Annotated in this window: 18 protein-coding genes; 11 read left to right on the plus strand and 7 right to left on the minus strand. The window is 71.1% G+C overall.

Features of this window, described 5'->3' with window-relative positions; all coding sequences use genetic code 11:
• Positions 1-5: 5 nt before the first annotated feature.
• From uvrA to KIT14_09060, 10 genes are all read left to right on the plus strand, one after another.
• Positions 6-2855 (plus strand): excinuclease ABC subunit UvrA, encoded by a 2850-nt coding sequence (uvrA, locus tag KIT14_09015; protein ID MCW5890679.1) that lies wholly within the window; start codon positions 6-8, stop codon positions 2853-2855.
• Positions 2856-2944: 89 nt separating this feature from the next.
• Positions 2945-4210: an IscS subfamily cysteine desulfurase gene (locus KIT14_09020; GenBank protein ID MCW5890680.1), complete on the plus strand. Its 1266-nt coding sequence runs from the start codon at positions 2945-2947 to the stop codon at positions 4208-4210.
• Between the two features lie 10 nt (positions 4211-4220).
• Complete coding sequence (iscU, locus tag KIT14_09025) at positions 4221-4646, plus strand: Fe-S cluster assembly scaffold IscU (protein ID MCW5890681.1); 426 nt, start codon at positions 4221-4223, stop codon at positions 4644-4646.
• A gap of 62 nt (positions 4647-4708) precedes the next feature.
• The gene (locus tag KIT14_09030) at positions 4709-5020 is read left to right on the plus strand and encodes an iron-sulfur cluster assembly accessory protein (protein MCW5890682.1); all 312 of its coding nucleotides are present in this window, start codon (positions 4709-4711) and stop codon (positions 5018-5020) included.
• A gap of 7 nt (positions 5021-5027) precedes the next feature.
• On the plus strand, positions 5028-5669 hold the full coding sequence (locus tag KIT14_09035; GenBank protein MCW5890683.1) for a hypothetical protein: 642 nt from the start codon (positions 5028-5030) through the stop codon (positions 5667-5669).
• Complete coding sequence (hscA, locus tag KIT14_09040; GenBank protein MCW5890684.1) at positions 5670-7478, plus strand: Fe-S protein assembly chaperone HscA; 1809 nt, start codon at positions 5670-5672, stop codon at positions 7476-7478.
• A 3-nt stretch (positions 7479-7481) separates the two neighbouring features.
• Complete coding sequence (locus tag KIT14_09045; GenBank protein MCW5890685.1) at positions 7482-7940, plus strand: Rrf2 family transcriptional regulator; 459 nt, start codon at positions 7482-7484, stop codon at positions 7938-7940.
• A 74-nt stretch (positions 7941-8014) separates the two neighbouring features.
• Positions 8015-8449: a hypothetical protein gene (locus KIT14_09050; GenBank protein ID MCW5890686.1), complete on the plus strand. Its 435-nt coding sequence runs from the start codon at positions 8015-8017 to the stop codon at positions 8447-8449.
• Between the two features lie 69 nt (positions 8450-8518).
• Positions 8519-9097, plus strand: a complete 579-nt coding sequence (locus tag KIT14_09055) for an acyl carrier protein (protein ID MCW5890687.1) — start codon at positions 8519-8521, stop codon at positions 9095-9097.
• 56 nt (positions 9098-9153) lie between these two features.
• Complete coding sequence (locus KIT14_09060) at positions 9154-10647, plus strand: leucyl aminopeptidase (protein MCW5890688.1); 1494 nt, start codon at positions 9154-9156, stop codon at positions 10645-10647.
• 40 nt (positions 10648-10687) lie between these two features.
• On the opposite strand, the gene KIT14_09065 is transcribed toward KIT14_09060, so the two are convergent.
• The 3 genes from KIT14_09065 to KIT14_09075 all read right to left on the minus strand — a co-directional run bounded on the left by KIT14_09065 (position 10688) and on the right by KIT14_09075 (position 14292).
• Positions 10688-12019, minus strand: a complete 1332-nt coding sequence (locus KIT14_09065) for a CCA tRNA nucleotidyltransferase (protein ID MCW5890689.1) — start codon at positions 12017-12019, stop codon at positions 10688-10690.
• The gene (locus KIT14_09070; GenBank protein MCW5890690.1) at positions 11979-12986 is read right to left on the minus strand and encodes a zinc-binding dehydrogenase; all 1008 of its coding nucleotides are present in this window, start codon (positions 12984-12986) and stop codon (positions 11979-11981) included. Before KIT14_09070 ends, KIT14_09065 begins: the two co-directional genes overlap by 41 nt.
• Positions 12987-13317: 331 nt before the next feature.
• Positions 13318-14292, minus strand: a complete 975-nt coding sequence (locus KIT14_09075; GenBank protein MCW5890691.1) for a peptidylprolyl isomerase — start codon at positions 14290-14292, stop codon at positions 13318-13320.
• A 175-nt stretch (positions 14293-14467) separates the two neighbouring features.
• Between KIT14_09075 and KIT14_09080 the strand changes: the two genes are divergently transcribed.
• Positions 14468-14725, plus strand: a complete 258-nt coding sequence (locus tag KIT14_09080) for a hypothetical protein (GenBank protein ID MCW5890692.1) — start codon at positions 14468-14470, stop codon at positions 14723-14725.
• Here KIT14_09080 and KIT14_09085 read toward each other — a convergent pair.
• From KIT14_09085 to KIT14_09100, 4 genes are all read right to left on the minus strand, one after another.
• Entirely contained in the window at positions 14713-15126 is a 414-nt protein-coding gene (locus KIT14_09085) for a VanZ family protein (protein MCW5890693.1), read from the minus strand. The two genes, KIT14_09080 and KIT14_09085, sit on opposite strands and share 13 nt — an antisense overlap.
• Before the next feature lie 65 nt (positions 15127-15191).
• Positions 15192-15455 carry a hypothetical protein gene (locus KIT14_09090; protein ID MCW5890694.1) on the minus strand — a complete coding sequence of 88 codons (264 nt, stop codon included), beginning with the start codon at positions 15453-15455 and terminating at the stop codon, positions 15192-15194.
• Positions 15456-15476: 21 nt separating this feature from the next.
• On the minus strand, positions 15477-16697 hold the full coding sequence (locus KIT14_09095) for a thioredoxin domain-containing protein (GenBank protein ID MCW5890695.1): 1221 nt from the start codon (positions 16695-16697) through the stop codon (positions 15477-15479).
• 70 nt (positions 16698-16767) lie between these two features.
• The gene (locus tag KIT14_09100; GenBank protein ID MCW5890696.1) at positions 16768-18690 is read right to left on the minus strand and encodes a hypothetical protein; all 1923 of its coding nucleotides are present in this window, start codon (positions 18688-18690) and stop codon (positions 16768-16770) included.
• Between the last annotated feature and the right edge of the window lie 138 nt (positions 18691-18828).

An 18828-nucleotide genomic window follows, 5' to 3' on the forward strand; every position in this document is an offset into this window, starting at 1 on the left:
GGACGATGGCCGGCCGCATCAGCATCCGCGGGGCCCGGGGCCACAACCTCGACAACGTCGACGTCGACATCCCGCGCGAGCGGCTCGTGGTCGTCACGGGGCTCTCGGGGTCGGGGAAGTCGACGCTCGCCTTCGACACGCTCTACGCCGAGGGCCAGCGGCGCTACGTGGAGTCGCTGTCGGCCTACGCGCGGCAGTTCCTCGAGCAGATGGAGAAGCCGGACTGCGACGGCATCGAGGGCTTGTCGCCGGCGATCGCCATCGAGCAGAAGGGCGTCGGCCGCAATCCGCGCTCGACCGTCGGTACGGTCACCGAGATCGCCGACTACCTGCGGCTGCTGTTCGCGCGCGTCGGCCATCCGCGCTGCTGGGTGTGCGGGCGCGAGATCGCCGCGCAGTCGGCGCCGCAGGTCGTCGATCGGCTCGCCCGCCTGCCGGAGGGCACGAAGCTGTGGGTGTACGCGCCGGTGGTGCGCGACCGGAAGGGCGAGCACAGGAAGGAGCTCGACGACCTTCGCCGCGGCGGCTTCGTGCGGGTCCGCGTCGACGGCACGCTGCGCGAGCTGAGCGAGGACATCGCGCTTGCGCGCACCCAGCGGCACACGATCGAGGTGCTCGTCGACCGCGTGATCGTGCGCCCGGGCATCGAGCGGCGGCTGGCCGAAGCGGTGGAGGTGGCGTTCCGTCACGCCGACGGCATCGCGCTGCTCGAGTCGACCGAGCCGGGCGCCGACGCGGCGCAGGCGCTCTTCTTCAGCGAGCGGCACGCGTGCCCCGTCGACGGCACGTCGTACCCGGAGATCGCGCCGCGCTTCTTCTCCTTCAACAGCCCGCAGGGTGCGTGCCCGACCTGCGGCGGGCTCGGCGTCCTGCGCCGGATCGACCCGGCGCTGCTCGTCGCGCACCCGGAGCGGCCCCTGCCGGGCACGCTCGGCGGCGGGCTGCTGCGCGTGCTGCCCGGCTTCGACGAGGCCTGGGCGACCCTGGCGCGTCACGCCGGCGTCGCCGTCGACATGCCGTGGGACGAGCTGCCCGAGGCGGCGCGCCGGCTCGTCCTCGACGGGTCCGGCGACGCGCCGATCCGCCTCGGCGGCCGCAAGGCGACGAAGCCGTGGGAGGGTCTGCTGCCGCTCCTCGCGCGCCGCCAGCGCGAGTCGACGAAGGGCTGGGTGCGCGACGAGATCGACGCGCTCGTCGCCGAGACGCGTTGCCCGGACTGCGAGGGCACACGCCTGCGGCGCGAGGTGCGCTTCGTGCTGCTGGGCGAGCGCAGCATCGTCGACGTCAGCGCCATGCCCATCCGCGATCTCGTGATCTTCCTCGACGGCCTCGCGCTCGCGCCGACCGAGCAGGCGATCGCGACGCCCATCCTGAAGGACCTGCGTGCCCGCCTCGGCTTCCTCCTCGACGTCGGCCTCGACTACCTGACGCTGGACCGCGGCGCCGCGACGCTCTCCGGCGGGGAAGGGCAGCGCATCCGTCTCGCCACCCAGATCGGGTCGCGGCTGACGGGCGTCCTCTACGTGCTCGACGAGCCGTCGATCGGGCTCCACCAGCGCGACAACGCCCGGCTCCTCGAGACGCTTCTGCGGCTGCGCGATCTCGGCAACACGGTCGTGGTCGTCGAGCACGATCCCGACGTCATCCTCGCCGCCGACCACGTCATCGACATGGGGCCCGGCGCCGGCGTCCACGGCGGGCGCGTCGTGGCCGAGGGCACGCCGGCCGAGGTGATGGCGAACCCGGCGTCGCTGACGGGGCAGTACCTCTCGGGCGCGCTCGCGATTCCGGTGCCGGCCCAGCGGCGGCGCGGAGCCGGGTGGTCGATCGGCGTGCGCGACGCCTCGGCGCACAACCTGCGCCATCTCGACGTGCAGATCCCGCTCGGCACCATGACGTGCGTCACCGGCGTCTCGGGGTCGGGCAAGTCGACGCTGGTCGTCGACACGCTCTACCGGGCGCTGGCCCGCAAGCTCGGCGCCGGGCGCGACGAGCCGGGGGCGCACGCGGAGATCGTCGGCTGGCAGCTGGTCGACAAGGTCATCGAGATCGATCAGGCCCCGATCGGCCGCACCCCGCGCTCGAACCCCGCCACCTACACGGGGCTCTTCGCCCCGATCCGCGACCTGTTCGCGCAGCTCCCCGAGTCGCGCGCGCGCGGCTGGGGGCCGGGGCGCTTCTCCTTCAACGTGAAGGGCGGGCGCTGCGAGGCCTGCGCCGGCGACGGCGTCATCGCCATCGAGATGCACTTCCTGCCGGACGTGTACGTCACCTGCGACGTCTGCCGGGGCCGCCGCTACGAGCGCGACACCCTCGAGGTGACGCTGAAGGGCCTCTCGATCGCCGACGTCCTCGACTTGACCGTCGCCGAAGCGCTCGAGGTGCTGGCCAACTTCCCGGCCGTGCGCACGCGGCTCGAGGTGCTGCGCGAGGTCGGGCTCGACTACCTGCGCCTCGGGCAGTCCGGGACGACTCTCTCCGGCGGCGAGGCCCAGCGCGTCAAGTTGGCGAGAGAGCTGGCGAAACGTGCCACCGGCCGGACGCTCTACGTGCTCGACGAGCCGACCACGGGGCTGCACTTCGACGACGTCCGCCGCCTCCTCGAGGTCCTCCAGCGCCTGGTCGACGCCGGCAACACGGTGCTGCTGATCGAGCACAACCTCGACGTCATCAAGAGCGCCGACCACGTGATCGATCTCGGCCCCGAGGGCGGCGAGCTGGGGGGCCGGATCGTCGTCACCGGGAGCCCCGAGGCCGTCGCGGCCTGCGAGGCGTCGCACACCGGGCAGGTGCTGCGTCGGGTGCTCGCCGCGGGAGCGCCGGAAAAGTCGTCCGCCGCTCCGCGTCGGCCTTGACAGACCCCGACCCGGCGACCTTAACTGGACCTCTCCGGTCCGGATTGTCCGGTGCCGGCAGCAGGAGGCAGGAGCCCGAGGCGTAACCCATGACGACGCGCGCGATCTACATGGACAACCACGCGACGACCCCCGTCGACCCGCGGGTGCTCGCCGCCATGCTGCCGTACTTCAACGACACCTTCGGCAACGCCGCCAGCCGCAGCCACGGCTTCGGATGGGAGGCGGAGAAGGCGGTCGACGCTGCCCGCGAGCAGGTCGCGCGGCTCATAAACGCGAGGTCGAAGGACATCGTGTTCACGAGCGGCGCCACCGAGTCCGACAACCTGGCGCTGCAGGGCGTGATCGAGTTCTACAAGGACAGGGGCAACCACATCGTCACACAGGTCACCGAGCACAAGGCGATCCTCGACACCTGCCGGATGCTCGAGCGCAAGGGCCTGGCGACGGTCACCTATCTGCCCGTCGACCGCTACGGCATGGTCGATCCGGACGACGTCCGCAAGGCGATCACCGACAAGACGGTGCTGGTGTCGATCATGTTCGCGAACAACGAGATCGGCACCGTCCAGCCGCTGGCCGAGATCGGGAAGATCACGCGCGAGAAGGGCGTCCTCTTCCACAGCGACGCCGTCCAGGGCATGGGCAAGCTGCCGCTCGACGTCGAGGCGATGCACATCGACATCCTGTCCCTCACGGCCCACAAGATCTACGGCCCGAAGGGCATCGGCGCGATCTACGTGCGCTCGAAGGGTCCGCGCGTGCGCCTGACGCCGATCATCCACGGCGGCGGCCACGAGCGCGGCATGCGCTCCGGCACGCTGAACGTCCCCGGCATCGTCGGGCTCGGCACGGCGTGCGAGATCGCGCGTGAGACGATGGCCGACGAGAGCCAGCGTATCCTCGGCCTGCGCGAGCGCCTGCGCGACGGCCTCTGGTCGGAGCTCGACGAGGTCTATCTGAACGGGCACCCGACCCACCGCCTGCCCGGCAACCTGAACGTCAGCTTCGCCTTCGTCGAGGGTGAGTCGCTGCTGATGGGGCTCAACGGCTCGGGCACGCCGATCACGGTCGGCAGCGGCGGGCCGGCGCCCATCGCGGTGTCGTCGGGCTCGGCGTGCACGTCGGCGACGCTCGAGCCGTCCTACGTGCTGAAGGCGATCGGCGTCGGCGACGATCTCGCCCACACCTCGATCCGCTTCGGCCTCGGCCGGTTCAACACGGTGGAAGAGGTCGACTACGTGCTGGAGCGCGTGGTCCACGAGGTGCGGCGGCTGCGCGACCTGTCGCCGCTCTACGAGATGATGAAGGAAGGCATCGACCTGAAGTCGGTGTCCTGGCAGCGCGAGCACTGAGGAGCATCCCATGGCCTACAGCGACAAGGTGATCGATCACTACGCGAACCCGCGCAACGTGGGCTCGATGGCGAAGGACGACCCCAGCGTCGGCACCGGCGTCGTCGGCGCGCCCGAGTGCGGCGACGTCATGAAGCTGCAGCTGAAGATCAACGACGCTGGCGTGGTCGAGGACGCGAAGTTCAAGACCTTCGGCTGCGGCAGCGCGATCGCGAGCTCGAGCTACGTGACCGAGCTGGTGAAGGGGAAGACGGTCGACGAGGTGCTGGCGATCAAGAACACCCACATCGTCGAGGAGCTGTCCCTGCCGCCGGTGAAGATCCACTGCTCGGTGCTGGCCGAAGACGGCATCAAGGCCGCGGTCGCCGATTGGAAGAAGAAGCGCGAGGGCGCCGAGCCGGAGGCGACGGCCGAGAAGGCCGCCGCGGCCAAGTGACCGCGACGAATCCCACTCCCTCTGCGCCGGCCCCCCGGCCGGCGACGGCTGCGCTCATCGGGATGACCGACCAGGCGGCGCAGCGCATCCATGCGCTCGTCGCCGAGAAGGGCCTCCCGGACGCCGGCCTGCGCGTCAAGGTCGTCGGCGGCGGCTGCTCGGGGCTGACCTACAAGATGGACATCGACCAGCAGCGCGACGGCGACAAGGTGTTCGAGCACGCCGGCGCGAAGATGCTCGTCGACCGCAAGAGCTTTCTCTACCTGAAGGGCACCGAGCTCGACTTCTCCGACGACCTCATGGCGTCGGGCTTCGTGCTCCAGAACCCCAACGTGAAGCGGACCTGCGGCTGCGGGTCTTCGTTCGTGGTGTGACCGGACGATGCACGCGACGGCGGCGACGAACGGGTGCTGGCGCTGCGCCGGCCCGACGACGGGCGGGCTCGCTTGTCCGCAATGCGGCGCCCCCCAGGCGCTCGGCGCCGGCGCCGACCTGTACGCGGTGCTCGGACTGACGCGGCGGCTCGCCGTCGACGTCGCCGATCTCGAGCAGCGCTGGCACGACGTCTCGCGCGTCGTGCACCCGGATCGTCACCAGACCGCCGGTGCGCGCGACCGCGAGCTGAGCCTCGCCGCCAGCGCGGCTGCGAACCGTGCCTGGCGCACGCTGCGCGAGCCCGTCGCGCGCGGCCGCTACTGGCTCGAGCTGCACGGCCGTTCGCTGGGGCAGGACAACAACCGCGTCCCCGCCGCGCTCGCCGCCGAGGTGTTCGGGACCCAGGAGCGGCTCGAGGAGCTGCGCGACGCCGAGCCTTCCGTCCGCCGGCGCGAGGCGCAGGCCATCCAGGGCGGTCTCGACGCCCGCATCGCCGCGTCGATCGCCGACCTGCGCGCACGCTACGTCGCCTGGGACGCCGCCGATCCGGCGGCGCCGGCGGTACTCGACGAGCTGAAGACGCGGCTCTCCGAGATCGCCTACCTGCGTACGCTGCGCGACGACGTCGCCGAGGCGGCGGAGGCCTGAATGGAGCACGTCGTCGGCATCGACCTCGGCACCACGAACAGCCTGGTGGCGGTGCTCGGTCCGGACGGCCCGCGGGTGCTGCCGGATCCGAAGACGGGCTCGCGGCTGCTGCCGTCGGCGGTCGCGTTCCTGCCCGACGGCGAGGTGCGCGTCGGCGAGGCGGCGCGGGCGCTCGCGGGCGAGCTGCCGTTCGACGTCTTCCTGTCGGTGAAGCGCTTCATGGGCCTCGGCTTCGAACACGTCACCGCCGACGACCGCCGCCGCTATCGCTTTGCGGAGCGGACGGCCGGGCCGGTGCGCTTCGTGGCGCAGGGGCACGAGATCACGCCGCCGCAGATCGCTGCGCACGTCCTGCGCGAGCTGAAGCGCTGGGCAGAGGCCGCTCTCGGTGCGCCGGTGAATCGCGCCGTCATCACCGTGCCGGCCTACTTCAACGACAGCCAGCGGCAGGCGACACGCGACGCGGGCCGCCTCGCCGGCTTCGAGGTGCTGCGGCTCGTGAACGAGCCGACGGCCGCGTCGCTCGCCTACGGCCTCGATCAGGGCGGCGAGGGCACGATCGCCGTCTACGACCTCGGCGGCGGCACGTTCGACGTCTCGATCCTGAAGCTGCGCGGCGGCGTCTTCGAGGTGCTCGCGACCGGCGGCGACACGCGCCTCGGCGGTGACGATCTCGACGATCGTGTCGCCGGGCTGCTGCTCGCCGAGCTGCCCGCGGCGCTGCACGAGCACCCGCAGGTGCGGGCGCAGATACGCGCGCTGGCCGAACGTACGAAGATCGCGCTCTCCGACGCGGCGCAGACCACCGTCGAGCTCGGCCTGCCCGACGGCACGACCAAGCGCCGCACGGTCACGCGCACCGAGCTCGAGGATGCCGTGCGCGACGTCGTCGAACGTACCAGCCGGCCGTGTCGCCAGGCGTTGCGCGATGCCGGCATCGAGGCGGGCGACGTCCAGGAAGTCATCGCCGTCGGCGGCTCGACGCGCGTGCCGCTGGTCCGGGCGCATATGGAGCGCCTGTTCGGCCGACCGCCGCTGACGCGTCTCGATCCCGACGAGGTCGTCGCCCTCGGCGCCGGCATCCAGGCCGGCATCCTGACCGGCGGCCAGCGCGACATGCTATTGCTCGACGTGATCCCGCTGTCGCTCGGCATCGAGACGATGGGCGGCGTCTTCACGCGGCTCATCGACCGCAACAACACGATCCCGGTCGGCGTGAAGGAGACGTTCACGACGGCGGTCGACGGCCAGACGGCGGTCGACATCCACGTCCTCCAGGGCGAGCGCGAGCTGGCGGCCGACAACCGCAGCCTCGCCCGCTTCGAGATCCCCGTCGACCCGCTGCCGGCCGGCGTACCACGCCTCGAGGTGACGTTCCTGGTCGACGCCAACGGCATCCTCTCGGTCACGGCGATCGATCTGCGCAGCGGCCGCGAGCGCACCGCGCTGGTGAAGCCGTCGTACGGGCTCACCGACGAGGAGATCGAGCGCATGCTCGAGGAGTCGTTCGACTTCGCCGAGTCGGACGTCGAGCAGCGCTTCCTGCGCGAAGCCCGCGTCGACGCGGACGGCATCCTGCACGCCACCCGGGGCCAGCTCGTGAAGCACGCGGACCTGCTGCTGGCGGGCGAGGGCGAGGCCATCCGGGCGGCCATGACGGCGCTCGAGGCTGCTTCGGCGTGCGAGGACCACCTGGCCATCCGGGATGCCGTGGACGCGCTCTCGCATACCACCGAGCCGTTCGCCCAGCGCATCATGGACGGCGCGCTCCAGGAAGCCGTCGGCGGACGGACGTTGGAGGACCTGTAGGCCATGGCGTTCCTTCAGGTGAGCCGTAAGGTGGACTATGCCCTTCGGGCCGTCATCCACCTCGCCGAGGAAGAGGCCAACGACCGCAGCTGCGTCCTTTCCGAGATCGCGGAGCGGGAGCGCATGCCCCGGCAGTTCCTCGAGAAGATCGTGCAGCAGCTGATCCACGCCGGACTGGTGAAGTCCCGCCGCGGGCCGCGCGGCGGCTACGCGCTGGCCAAGCCCGCGGAGCAGATGACCTTCCGGGACGTGATCGAGGCCGTCGAAGGTCCCATCTCCCTGAACGTCTGCGTGGGCGACCATCCCGACTGCTTCCTCCTGGGCGCATGCGGCATGAACCGCGTATGGGCCGAGGGCCAGCGGCGGGTGGTCGATCTCTTCGAGAACACGACGATCGCCTCGGTCAGCCAGCCCCCGGCGTTCGATCCGTCGAAGGCCCTGGCGAAGGCGCAGACGACCTGAATTTCCCCCGGGGGGGCCCGTCCAACCGACCGTTGACGCGCTCCTCGGGAGCGCATCCGGACGAGGAAAGGACGATGAGCGAGCGACCCGACGCAGCCCCCGAAGACCGGCACGACGAGCGCGTGCCGGGCCTGTTCCAGCCCGACACCATTCTTCCCACCCAGTACTTCGACCGGCTGCGCCGCCGCACCGAGTACGACGGTGAGCGCCGTCTGATGATCGCGGTTCTCGAGGACGCGGTCGACGTCTACCGCAAGCTGGCTGGCGCGCGGGACAACCGCCGGCGGGCCCTCTTCGAAGACGCCGAGGCGTGGCTCGAGAGCAACGACCGTACGTGGATCTTCTCGTTCGAGAACATCTGCGACGTGCTGGGGCTCGATTCGGGCTATCTGCGCCGCGGCTTGCATGCCTATCGTCGCCGCATGGGCGAGCCGAGCCCGCGGGTGGTGCCCCTGCACGTGGCCCGTGACGGCATGTTGCCGCCACTGCGCCGGGCCACCGGCTCCTGAGTTGGTCGGCCATCGGGTGGCGCGTGCCGCCCGATGGCCGTCTCACGCCGACAGACGAGGAGGTGGACGATGACGACACGCGTGGACGAGCGCGCTCGCGAGCGTGACGTCGCCGTCGGCTTCGCCGAGCGCATCGAGCTGCGTGTGCGCGCCGTGGTCGCCGACGTGCTCGGCGTCTCGTCCGACGTGCTGGATTCCTCGGTGTCGCTGGTCGACGATCTCGCCGCCGACTCGCTCGATCTCGCCGAGCTGGCAGTCGCCCTCGAGACCGCGTTCGGGCTGCCGTTCGAGGAATCGGCCTTCGACGAGGTGCGTACCTACGAGGAGCTCGTCGCGCTCGTCATGCGCGCGGGCCGCGGCGTTCCGCTGCCCGCCGAGCTCGCCATCCGCGCGGCCATCATGGCTCCCGGGGGCGATCCGCAGCATCCCGTTCGGCACACGGGACCGTTCACCCCGTACGCTGCCCAGGCGCTCGCCGACGAAGCGTTGCACGCGGGGCGGGGGACGCGGCTCGAGGTCCGGGTGCGGCCGCCGTCGCCGACGGCCGTCGACGTGGTCGGAGCCCGCCTCGCCTGGCTGTGTGGCCGCGGTATCGACGTCGTCGTGCGGCCCGACCAGACGACCGGCGCACGCGCGCTGCGACTCTGACCCGGGCCGCCGGCGCGCCTTCCGGCGCCGGAGGTAGTGTGTCAGAGTCCCGCCCCGTGCCGACGTCCGAACCGCTCGCCACCCTGCCCACCCTCCGCGCCGTCAAGGCGACCCCGTCCGGCGTGCGCGCCGATCTCCTCGTCGTGCCGGTGCGCGACGGTGGCGTCGCCGAAGCGGTGAAGCCGCTCGGGCGTGCTCTCGCCGCGGCCCTCGCGAAGCGGGCGAAGGAGAGCGATCTGCGCGGCCGCGTCGACGAGTTGCTGTTGCACCCGCGCGAGGGCGGCATGGTGGCGCTGCTCGGCATCGGCGCCGGCAACGGCGCGGACGCGTGGCGCCGCGCCGGTGCGCGCGCCCGGCGCGAGGCCGAGCGCATCGGCGCCCGTCGCGTCGCCGTATGGGCTGGCACGTACGCCGGAGACGCCGGAGTCCTCGGAGCGATCGCCGAGGGCTTCGCGCTCGCGGGCTATCGGTTCGACGGCTACCGCTCCGAGACGCGCCCGCCGCGCGCCGAGTCGCTACTGCTTGCGAGCGACTTGCTGACGAAGCCGGCCGTGGCGCGGCCGGCGCTCGACGCCGTCGCCAGCGTCGTCACGGCGGTGTTCGCCGCCCGTGACCTCGTGAACGAGCCGCCGTCGATCGGCACGCCGCGCCACCTGGCCGAGCACGCCCGCCGCCTTTGCGCGGGCGCGAGCACGCTGAGCGCCGAAAGCTGGGATGCGAAGCGCATCGCCAAGGAGGGGCTTGCGGGGCTGCAGGGGGTCGCGCGCGGCAGCGCCGAGGAGCCGCGCTTCGTCACGCTCCGCCACGCCGGCAAGGGCGCCACGAAGCGCATCGCGCTCGTCGGCAAGGGCGTCACGTTCGACTCCGGCGGCCTGTCGCTGAAGCCGGCGAAGTCGATGGAGACGATGAAATACGACATGGCGGGAGGCGCTGCGGTGCTCTCCGCCGTGGCCGCGGCCGCGGCGCTCGAGCTGCCGGTCGACGTCACCGCTTACGTGCCGGCGACGGAGAACCTCCCCGGCGGACGTGCACAGAAGCCGGGCGACGTCATCCGCTACGCCAACGGGCGTACCGTCGAGGTGTTGAACACCGACGCGGAGGGCCGCCTGGTGCTGGCCGACGCGCTGCTCGTCGCCGGCCGCAGCCGGCCCGATGCCATCGTCGACCTCGCGACGCTCACAGGCGCGGCGCGCATCGCGCTCGGCTCGCTGTATGCCTGCCTGCTCGCCAACGATCAGCCCCTGGCCGAGGCGCTTCTTGCGGCGGGTCGCACGTCCGGCGAGCTCTGCTGGCAGCTGCCGCTCGTGCGCGAGTACCGTGACGACATCAAGAGCCCGGTCGCCGACCTGAAGAACGTCGGTGGCGGCGAAGCCGGAACCATCATCGGCGCGCTGTTCCTTGCCGAGTTCGTCGGCACGACGCCGTGGGCGCACCTCGACATCGCGGGTCCGGCGTTCGCCGAGAGGGAGCTGCCGCTCGCCTCGCGCGGCGCCACCGGCTACGGCGTGCGCCTGCTCGTCGAGTATCTGCGCGGCGTCGCCGCGGGCTGACGGAATCCGCGGACCGAGCCGCGGTGCCGCGCGGGCGCCGTCAGGCGGGCGGCGGGAACCGGGTCCGTACCCAGGCCTCGGCCTCGGCACGCGTCGAGACCTCTCCTTCGAGCTGGGCGTCCTCGAGCGCGTGCAGGATGCGACCGATCGTCGGGCCGCGCGCGTAGCCGAGCGCCATCAGGTCGTCGCCGCCGAGGAGCCGCGGCGGGCGGAGCTGCTGGATCGCGAACGCCGCGCGCCGCTCCTCGCAGAAGAGGACGTACTGGAGATCGAGGCTGGCCGACAGCGCGTCGAGACGGCAGAGCCGCATCAGCTCCTCGAAGCCGTCCTCGGCGAGCATCTTCTTCAGCGTCGCGAGACGCATCGCCGGGGCCTGCACCGGACGCAGATGGTTCTTCACGAGCCAGGCCACGCGCTCCCAGGTGTCGCGGCTGCGCCGCAGGCGCTGGAGGACGGCGGCGGCGACGTCGGCGCCGCGCTCGCAGTGGCCGTAGAACGTGCGGCGGCCGCGATGCATCCCGGCGCAGAGCGGTTTCGCGACGTCGTGGAAGAGGGCCCCGAAGGCCAGCGTCTCCGCGGCACCCGCCGGCAGCTGCTGGAGGAGCAGCAGCGTGTGGCGCCAGACGTCGCCCTCGGGGTGGAAGTCCGGGGATTGCGCGACGCCCCGCATGGCCGCCACTTCCGGCAGCACGACGCGCAGGAGGCCCGTATCGTCGAGCAGCTCGAACGCGCGCCGCGCGCTGCCCTCGGTGAGCATCTTCGCGATCTCGTCGCCGATGCGCTCGGCCGCCATGTCGAGGACCGTCGGCGCCGCCGCGCGGATGGCCGCGCGGGTATCCGGGTGGATGGTGAAGCCGAGGCGCGCGGCGAAGCGCACCGCGCGCAGCATGCGCAGGCGGTCCTCGGCGATGCGCGCATGCGGATCGCCGATCGCGCGGATCACACCGGCGCGCAGGTCGTCGCGGCCGCCGACGTAGTCGATGATCTCACCGGTGAACGGATCGGCGAGGAGCGCGTTGATCGTGAAGTCGCGGCGCTCGGCGTCCTGCTCCGCGGTGCCGAAGTGCACCGCCGACGGGCGACGGCCGTCGACGTACGCCGCGTCGGAGCGGAAGGTCGCGACCTCGAAGCGGTGCGGGCCGTCGAGGACGAGGATGACGCCGAACCGCATCCCGACCGGGACGGTGCGCTCGAACAGTCGGCGGACCGTCTCCGGCGTGGCGCTCGTCGCGACGTCGTAGTCCTCCGGCGGGCGGCCGAGGAGGCCGTCGCGCACGGAGCCGCCCGCGAGCCACGCCTCGTGGCCCTTCGCGCGGAGGCGCCGGACGACGTCAGCCGCAGCCGTTGCCTTGGCGCGGTCGGTCGTCGTCATACGTGAAGAGTACCTTCACAGCGCCCGAGCCGCCCTGGTCGCCGCAGGCGAGGAAGGCGTCACGCCACTGGTCGAGGCGGTAGCGGTGGGTGAGGATCGGGGTGGCGTCGATGGCGCCGCGCCGGACCAGCTCGAGGTAGATCTCCATCGCGTGCCACCGGCGCCCCTCGAAGGTCTCGACGCCGAAGGCGTTGGAGCCGATCACCGCGACCTCCTTGAAGTAGAGCGGCGTCCACTCGAAGCGTCGCGGCATCTCGACGCCCGTCACCACGACGGCGCCGCGCGCCGCGACGACGCGGATGCCCACCTCGACCGTCTCCGGCAGCCCGACGCTGTCGTACACGACGTCGCCGCCGCCGCCGTAGAGCCACGGCATGCCGTACCAGGGCGTCAGCACCTCGGCGTCGGTCTCCGCACCGATACGGCGCACCAGCTCCGCGACCGGCTCGTGCGCCAGCACGACGTGTGCCCCGAGTCGCTCGGCGAGCATGCGCTGATGCGGGAACCGCGCCACCGCGATGACGCGGCTTTCAGGATGGAGCAGGCGCAGGATCGGAATCGAGAGCAGGCCGAGGGTGCCGCAGCCGTAGACCAGCACCGGCGCACCCGGGGCGGGCGGCCGCTTGAGGACCGCGTGCAGGGAAACCGAGAAGGGGTCGGCGAGCACCGCTTCCTCGTCGCTTACGCCGTCGGGGATCGGGATGCACATCGACTCGTGCGCCGGCACGAACGGGGCGAAGCCGCCGGTGGCGGCGCTGCTGTTGCCGGTGTGGATGCCGGGCGGGATCACGCCGTGCGCGAAGTTGCGGCAGATCGAGTACTGCCCGTCGACGCACGCGGCGCAGGGCGGGGTGATGCCCCGCGGCCCGCACGACAGCCACGGGTTCAGCACGACGCGCTCGCCGACCCGTCGCGCACGCGCGCCCGGTCCGACGCGCGCGATGGTTCCGACCACCTCGTGTCCCAGCACCTGGGGGAAGGAGATGAGCGCCGTCATCGGGTTGTCCATGCTCCCGTTGAGGAACATCTGCTTGTAGTCGCTGCCGCATATGCCGCACAGGCGCGTGCGGATCAGCACCCAGTCGTCCGCCGGCAGGACCGGGTCGGGCACCTCGCGCAGCGACGCGGGGGAGAAGGGGCCGAGGTAGAAGCGCTTGTCGAGGCGTCCCAGGATGCCCGAGACCACCTGCCGCGGGACGCTCAGATCGCAGACCAGGGCGCGCACGCCGGGACCCAAGCACGCCCGCGCGCGGGCGCGCAAGGGATGCGAGGGGCGCGGGCGACCGCGCCCCGTGTGCTCAGTGTCCGCCGCCGTGCGGGCTCATCGCGCCGGGGGCTCCCGCCGTGACCGGGGGCGGCGTGATGCCCTCCAGCACGGTTTCGTCGATGGTCAGGCTCGCACCCTTCTTGAGGTCGTCGAAGCGCGTCTGCATGGCGTCCTGCAGCGCCTTGTTCCGCATGGTGGCGCGGATCTGCTCCTTTACCTGGTCGAAGGGCTTGCGCTCGCCCTCTTCGCGCTCGGTGACGATGATGATGTGCCAGCCGTACTGCGTCTTCACCGGCTCACTCAGCTTGTTGGGCTCGAGCGAGAACGCCACCTTCTCGAACTCGGGCACCATGCGGCCCTGCGCGAACTTCCCGAGGTCGCCGCCGCGCCCACCGCTCGTACGGTCGGTCGACTTCTCCTTCGCGATCTCGGCGAACTTCGACGGCTCCTTCTCGAGCTCGGCGTAGATCTCCTTCGCCGTCTCCTCGTCCTTCACGAGGATGTGCGAGGCCTTGATCTGTGTCGTCGAGTAGAGGCTCGGGTTGTCGTCGTAGTACTGCTTCGCCTGCTCGTCGGTGATCTCCGGCGGCTTCTGCAGCTCGCGCATCAGCTTCTGCACGACGAGCCGCTTGCGCATGTCGACGATCTGCCGATCGATGTCGGGGTCCTTGTCGTAGCCCTGCTTCTTGCCCTCCTCGAAGAGGAGGTCGTTCAGGATGATGTTCTCGACGAACTGGCGCTTGCGGTCGGGTGCCGACAGGTACGCGCGCGACGGACCGGGCAGTCGGTCGATCTCGGCGAGCACGTCGGCCGAGGTGAGCTTCTTGCCGGAATAGGTCGCGACGACGGCGACGTCCTCCACCGTCTCGGTGCCCTTGGCTGCGTCCGCGGCGGGCTCCGCGGCGGCGGCGTCGGTCGGCTTCTCGGCCGGCTTGTCCGCCGGCGGTGCACAGGCGACGGCGAGGGCGAAGGCACAGAGCAGCGACGATGCGGCGCGAATTCGCATGGCGCGGAGCCATAGCCCAGGGTCCCCGGGGGGTCAATTTTCCGCGCGCCAACGGTCGCGGCGTTGACCTCGTCCTGCTGCGTGCCGGGCAGGTCGGAGCAAGGCGCATGGCATGTCGCTTGCTGCCCGGGGTGTCGTGTGGTGGCGCGTCGCTTCCGATGCGGCGGGTGACGGCGTGTCGGACGCTCCTGCGGAGATCGACGCTCTCCTGGAGTGGAAGGCGGAGCTCGATCGCCGGCTCGGCGACGTGGCGGTCGCCGGTGTGCAGGGCGCGCTCGATCTCCAGCGTCGGCTCGACACGCTCCTCGGCGGCCTCTCCGACGACGAGCTCGCGCGTATGGACGCGCAGGTCCTGCGCCTGCGCGCGTGGCTCGACGAGGCCGCGGCGCATCTCGAGGCGCTGCGTCGTCTGAAGGCGCTCTACCGGAGCTGAGCCGCCGGCGCACGCCGGCCGCGGAGCGTCCAGACGAGGCTGCCGAGGAGGACGCCGGCCGTGTCGAAGCCGACGTCGCCGAGCGCCGCCGTGCGCGACGGCACGAAGGCCTGGTGCATCTCGTCGCTGGCGGCCCAGACGACGCCGAGTCCTGCCGCCAGCAGCGCTGCCCGCAGCGGCGTCGCCCCTTCGCCGCGCAGCGCGCGGACCAGGAGCGCGCCCAGGATCGCATACTCGGTGACGTGGGCCGCCTTGCGGAGGCCCGCATGGACGGCGAGCAGCGTATGCGGGTGCGCGCCCGGCAGGAGCGCCTGGAGCACGGGGAGCAGGATCGCGCTCGTGTGCTCGCCCGAGAACCGGTCGGAGGAGAACGCGCTGATGACGGCCGCCCACATCATCACCGGCAGCCAACGCGCGAGCCGCGCTCGCGCGCCACGATCCGTGGCCGTCACCGCGCGTCCGGTGGTCAGCCGATCTCGTCGATCGCCCTGTTCGCGAGCGCGAGCAGCTCCTCGCCGAACTCGGCGTCGATGAAGCTCTCGATCTTGTCGCGCTGCGAGGCGTAGCGCTTGCCGGCACCCTCGGCAGCGAGATGCGTCCCGGCGAGCACGTCGAGGAACTCGAGCATGCCGGGGGTCGCGGCGGGATCGCGCGTCGAGAGCAGGCGATCGAACGCGAGGCGGAGGGTGAGGTACGCGAGACGGTACTTGGACTCTTCGCTGAGATCCATGGGGTCCTTTCGCGGCGGTGTTCAGCCGTCGCCTGGCGGCGCGCCGGCGCCGCGGCCTTTGGTGTCCTGCTCGATGACGAGCGCCATCGCGAAGTAGCGCGGGTCGAGCGCGCCCGAGATGCGACGGCCGTTGACGAAGATCGTCGGCGTCGAGTCGACGCCGAGCTTCTCGCCGGTGGCGACGTCCGCTCGCACCCGCGCCATCGTCGCGGGGTCGTCGAGGCAGGTGCGGAACGCGGTGATGTCGAGACCGAGCTCGCGCGCGTAGCGGAACAGGCTGTCGCGATCGAGCGTGCGCTGATTCTCGAAGAGGAGGTCGTGGTACTCCCAGAACTTCCCGAGCTGCCCGGCGCACTCGGCCGCCGCGGCGGCCTGGCAGGCGTCGGGATGCAGCGCGCGCTCCATCTGCGGGTTGCAGCTCGAATCGAGCGGATAGTGGCGGAACACCAGCCGCACGTTGGGATTCGCCTTGGTGAGCGCGTGGAGGTCGCGGAAAGCGGCGCCGCATGCCGGGCACTGGAAGTCGGAGAACTCGACGATGGTGACCGGCGCATCCGTGGGTCCCTTGGCGTTCGTCGCTGCGCCGAGCACGTCGGCCGGCGGGACGACGGGAAGCCCGGTGTAGAAGCGGAAGAAGTCGGGCTCCCGGGAGCGGATTGCGGCCAACGTGGTCGGGCCTTCCTCCGGAGCGCGGATGGCCGCGATGGTACCGGTAGCGACGGCGAGGAGGAGTGCGCCGCCGGCGACGCCGTACGCGGCCGGCCGGCGCCGCGGCAGCGGCACGCGCGCCGAGGGCGCGAAGTCGCGCACGAGCGGCAGCACGGCGATGCACCAGGCGACGACGATCACGTCGAGCGTCAGGCAGAAGAGACAGGCGTTCCGGAGCACGGCGAAGGCGACGGCGGCGAGGACCAGCGCGAAGCCGAGGCTCCAGGACGCGAGGCCGATCAGGAGGAGATCGGCGAAGCCGCTGGCGACGCCGGCGAACGCGCCGGGGAACGCGGCGAGGGCCCCGACCGTGAAGAGCACGACGCTCCAGAGCGACACGGGTACGCCGAGGAAGGTGCTCCACCGGCTGCCGAGCACGACGTCGCAGTTCACGGCGCCGCCGACGTTGCAGAAGCTGGTGTAGCTGGCGTCGGTGGCGAGGCCGTGGCCGACCCACCAGGTCGCCAGGCTCACCGCCACGCCGAGCAGCGCTATGGCGAGCGCTACGCGGTGGCGGGTGGGGCGATGCGACATGAGCGGGAGCGGAAGGGCCGGAGTCTAAACGGCCCCCCGCTCCCGTTCAACCGCGAAACCGCGGTGGTTGCTAGAACTGCCAGGTCACGCGGAGGTGCGTCTCCGAGCGGCCCTGGTTGAGACCGGCGAGGCCCCACGTTTCGAAGATCGTCGAGCCGCCGCTCGGCGTGACGAAGTAGCGCTGGCCGAGGTTGACGACGAGGTCGTCGCGGATCACCCAGTCGACCGCCCAGAACGGCTCCATGTTCCACTGGTTCGTCGTATCGACCGCGATACCGAGGGTCGGGATGATCGAGCCGCCACGATAGAACGTGAACATCGCGAACGTGGCCAGCGTCTCCCAGTCGCGAATCTTGTCGCGGAAGGAAACCTCCGAGGGGCGCACACCCGAGGGCAGGTCGAGGCCCCCGACGAGACACTGGCTCGACCGCTTGCGCTGCTGAGCGGGAAGGTTCGCGATCGTCTGCGCCTCGCAGCCCGGGTTGTCGACGAGGTAGTGCCAGAAGAACTGCCCGGTGAGGAAGATCGTGCTCTTCTTGTTGAGGAAGCGCACCCAGGTCGGGCGGTCGAACGCGATCATGCCCTTCCACATGTCCTTCTTCGTGGTGCCGGGCAGCGCAGGGGTCGAGACCACGGACACCTTCGACACGTCGAAGAACGGAATGCCCATGTCGTAGATCGTCTCGAAGCGGAACACGGCCTGCGTGTACGTCTCGTCCGAGTAGTTCGCCGACATGCCAATGGTGTGGACGTACGGGTTGATCGCCTCGGCGGGGAACACGCCCCGCCGATACAGGCGGGATGCGCGCTCGCGGTTGTCGGGCGTGTCGAGGAGCGCGCTCAGCGGGGCGTAGTTGGTGCCGTCGTCGCCGGCGAAGCGCTGGTAGAAGTAGTTGAGCGTGAACTCGACGCCTTGCGGAGTGATCGCATGGTAGCGCACGCCGACCTGGCTGTTCTCCATCGGGTTGCGGTTGTAGTTGCCGCGGCCGAAGAGCTCGGAGCCGCCCATCAGGCGATTGCAGGCGGTCTGACCGCGGCGCGGTCCGCCCGTCACGACGACGTCGGCGCTGCCGCCGGTCTGCACGCACTGGCCGAAGAAGAACGCGCCGTCGTACGGATTGGTCAGCGGGTTGTAGAAGCGCAGGCCCCACGGCTGCGGCAGGAAGGCCTGCTTCGCCGGCTCCCAGTCGCCGGGGTTCCAGTACCACTCGAGGAAGGTCTGGGACAGCGGTCCCATGTTCCCGAAGTCGTAGAGGAACTTGATCATCCACAGCGGGCGGCGGATCTCGTCCCAGCCGAACGCGGGGGCCGGGATCTCCTGCTGGAAGTGCCAGGTGAGGTCGAGCGGGTTCGCCCGGTCGAGCATGCGGAAGTTGTCGGTCTCACCCCAGACGATCTGCTGGCGGCCGGCGCGGATCTGCAGCGGCACGCCGCGCAGCTTTAGGTCAATGTACGCCTCGCGCAGCTGGTTCTCGAACTTGATCGCGTCGCGCTCGCCATGCGAGAGGCCGGTGATCTCGAGCTGATTCTCTCTCAGCTGGCGGCGCACCGTGACGCCGTCGCGCGAGCGCTGGACGGCGATGCTGCCAGGACTGGTCGCCGCCTCGAAGACGTTGCGGCCGTTCGGGTACGCGAAGCCGTGGACGTCCGTCTTTTCGACGAAGCCGGGCGTATAGTCGTAGACGCTGTCGTAGACACCGCGCCAGTAGACCGACAGCTTCGAGCGCTCGAGGAACGGGATCGAGTACTTTCCGATGAGCTTGCCGCCCTCGTACCAGTCGTAATCGAGGCGGATGCGTGCGGTATTGCGCTGCTGGACGAACGACCAATCCGTAGCGTCCGGATGCCGGAAGAGCTGCTGCGCCTGGACGTTGCCGGAGATCTGGAGATCTCCGAAGCGCAGCGTGCCTTCGGCCCGTTCCGGTCCGACCAGCGACGAGAGAATACAGACGACGACGGCCGCGACGGCCAGACCAAGGCGGCGATCCACCATGCCCCCCTCCTTGTCCGAAGACTTCGATGGCACCGGTGCTGAAGCGGCGCCTTGCTAGCGCAAGTGAGGGTGGGATTGCAATGCGTTTTGCCCCGTGCAGTGCCATGGCGCGACCGGCCTACGTGCCCGAAAACACGA

It is taken from the genome of bacterium (assembly GCA_026129405.1).
In the GTDB taxonomy this organism is placed as follows: Bacteria; Desulfobacterota; Binatia; order DP-6; family DP-6; genus JAHCID01.

Bases quoted from the DNA above. Each gene is read 5' to 3' on its own strand.
- hscA (MCW5890684.1), top strand. From the start codon at position 5,670: ATGGAGCACGTCGTCGGCATCGACCTCGGCACCACGAACAGCCTGGTG.
- KIT14_09095 (MCW5890695.1), bottom strand. From the start codon at position 16,697: ATGTCGCATCGCCCCACCCGCCACCGCGTAGCGCTCGCCATAGCGCTG.
- KIT14_09100 (MCW5890696.1), bottom strand. From the start codon at position 18,690: ATGGTGGATCGCCGCCTTGGTCTGGCCGTCGCGGCCGTCGTCGTCTGT.
- KIT14_09075 (MCW5890691.1), bottom strand. From the start codon at position 14,292: ATGCGAATTCGCGCCGCATCGTCGCTGCTCTGTGCCTTCGCCCTCGCC.
- KIT14_09055 (MCW5890687.1), top strand. From the start codon at position 8,519: ATGACGACACGCGTGGACGAGCGCGCTCGCGAGCGTGACGTCGCCGTC.
- KIT14_09020 (MCW5890680.1), top strand. From the start codon at position 2,945: ATGACGACGCGCGCGATCTACATGGACAACCACGCGACGACCCCCGTC.
- uvrA (MCW5890679.1), top strand. From the start codon at position 6: ATGGCCGGCCGCATCAGCATCCGCGGGGCCCGGGGCCACAACCTCGAC.
- KIT14_09065 (MCW5890689.1), bottom strand. From the start codon at position 12,019: ATGACGACGACCGACCGCGCCAAGGCAACGGCTGCGGCTGACGTCGTC.
- KIT14_09030 (MCW5890682.1), top strand. From the start codon at position 4,709: ATGACCGACCAGGCGGCGCAGCGCATCCATGCGCTCGTCGCCGAGAAG.
- KIT14_09090 (MCW5890694.1), bottom strand. From the start codon at position 15,455: ATGGATCTCAGCGAAGAGTCCAAGTACCGTCTCGCGTACCTCACCCTC.
- KIT14_09035 (MCW5890683.1), top strand. From the start codon at position 5,028: ATGCACGCGACGGCGGCGACGAACGGGTGCTGGCGCTGCGCCGGCCCG.
- iscU (MCW5890681.1), top strand. From the start codon at position 4,221: ATGGCCTACAGCGACAAGGTGATCGATCACTACGCGAACCCGCGCAAC.
- KIT14_09045 (MCW5890685.1), top strand. From the start codon at position 7,482: ATGGCGTTCCTTCAGGTGAGCCGTAAGGTGGACTATGCCCTTCGGGCC.
- KIT14_09050 (MCW5890686.1), top strand. From the start codon at position 8,015: ATGAGCGAGCGACCCGACGCAGCCCCCGAAGACCGGCACGACGAGCGC.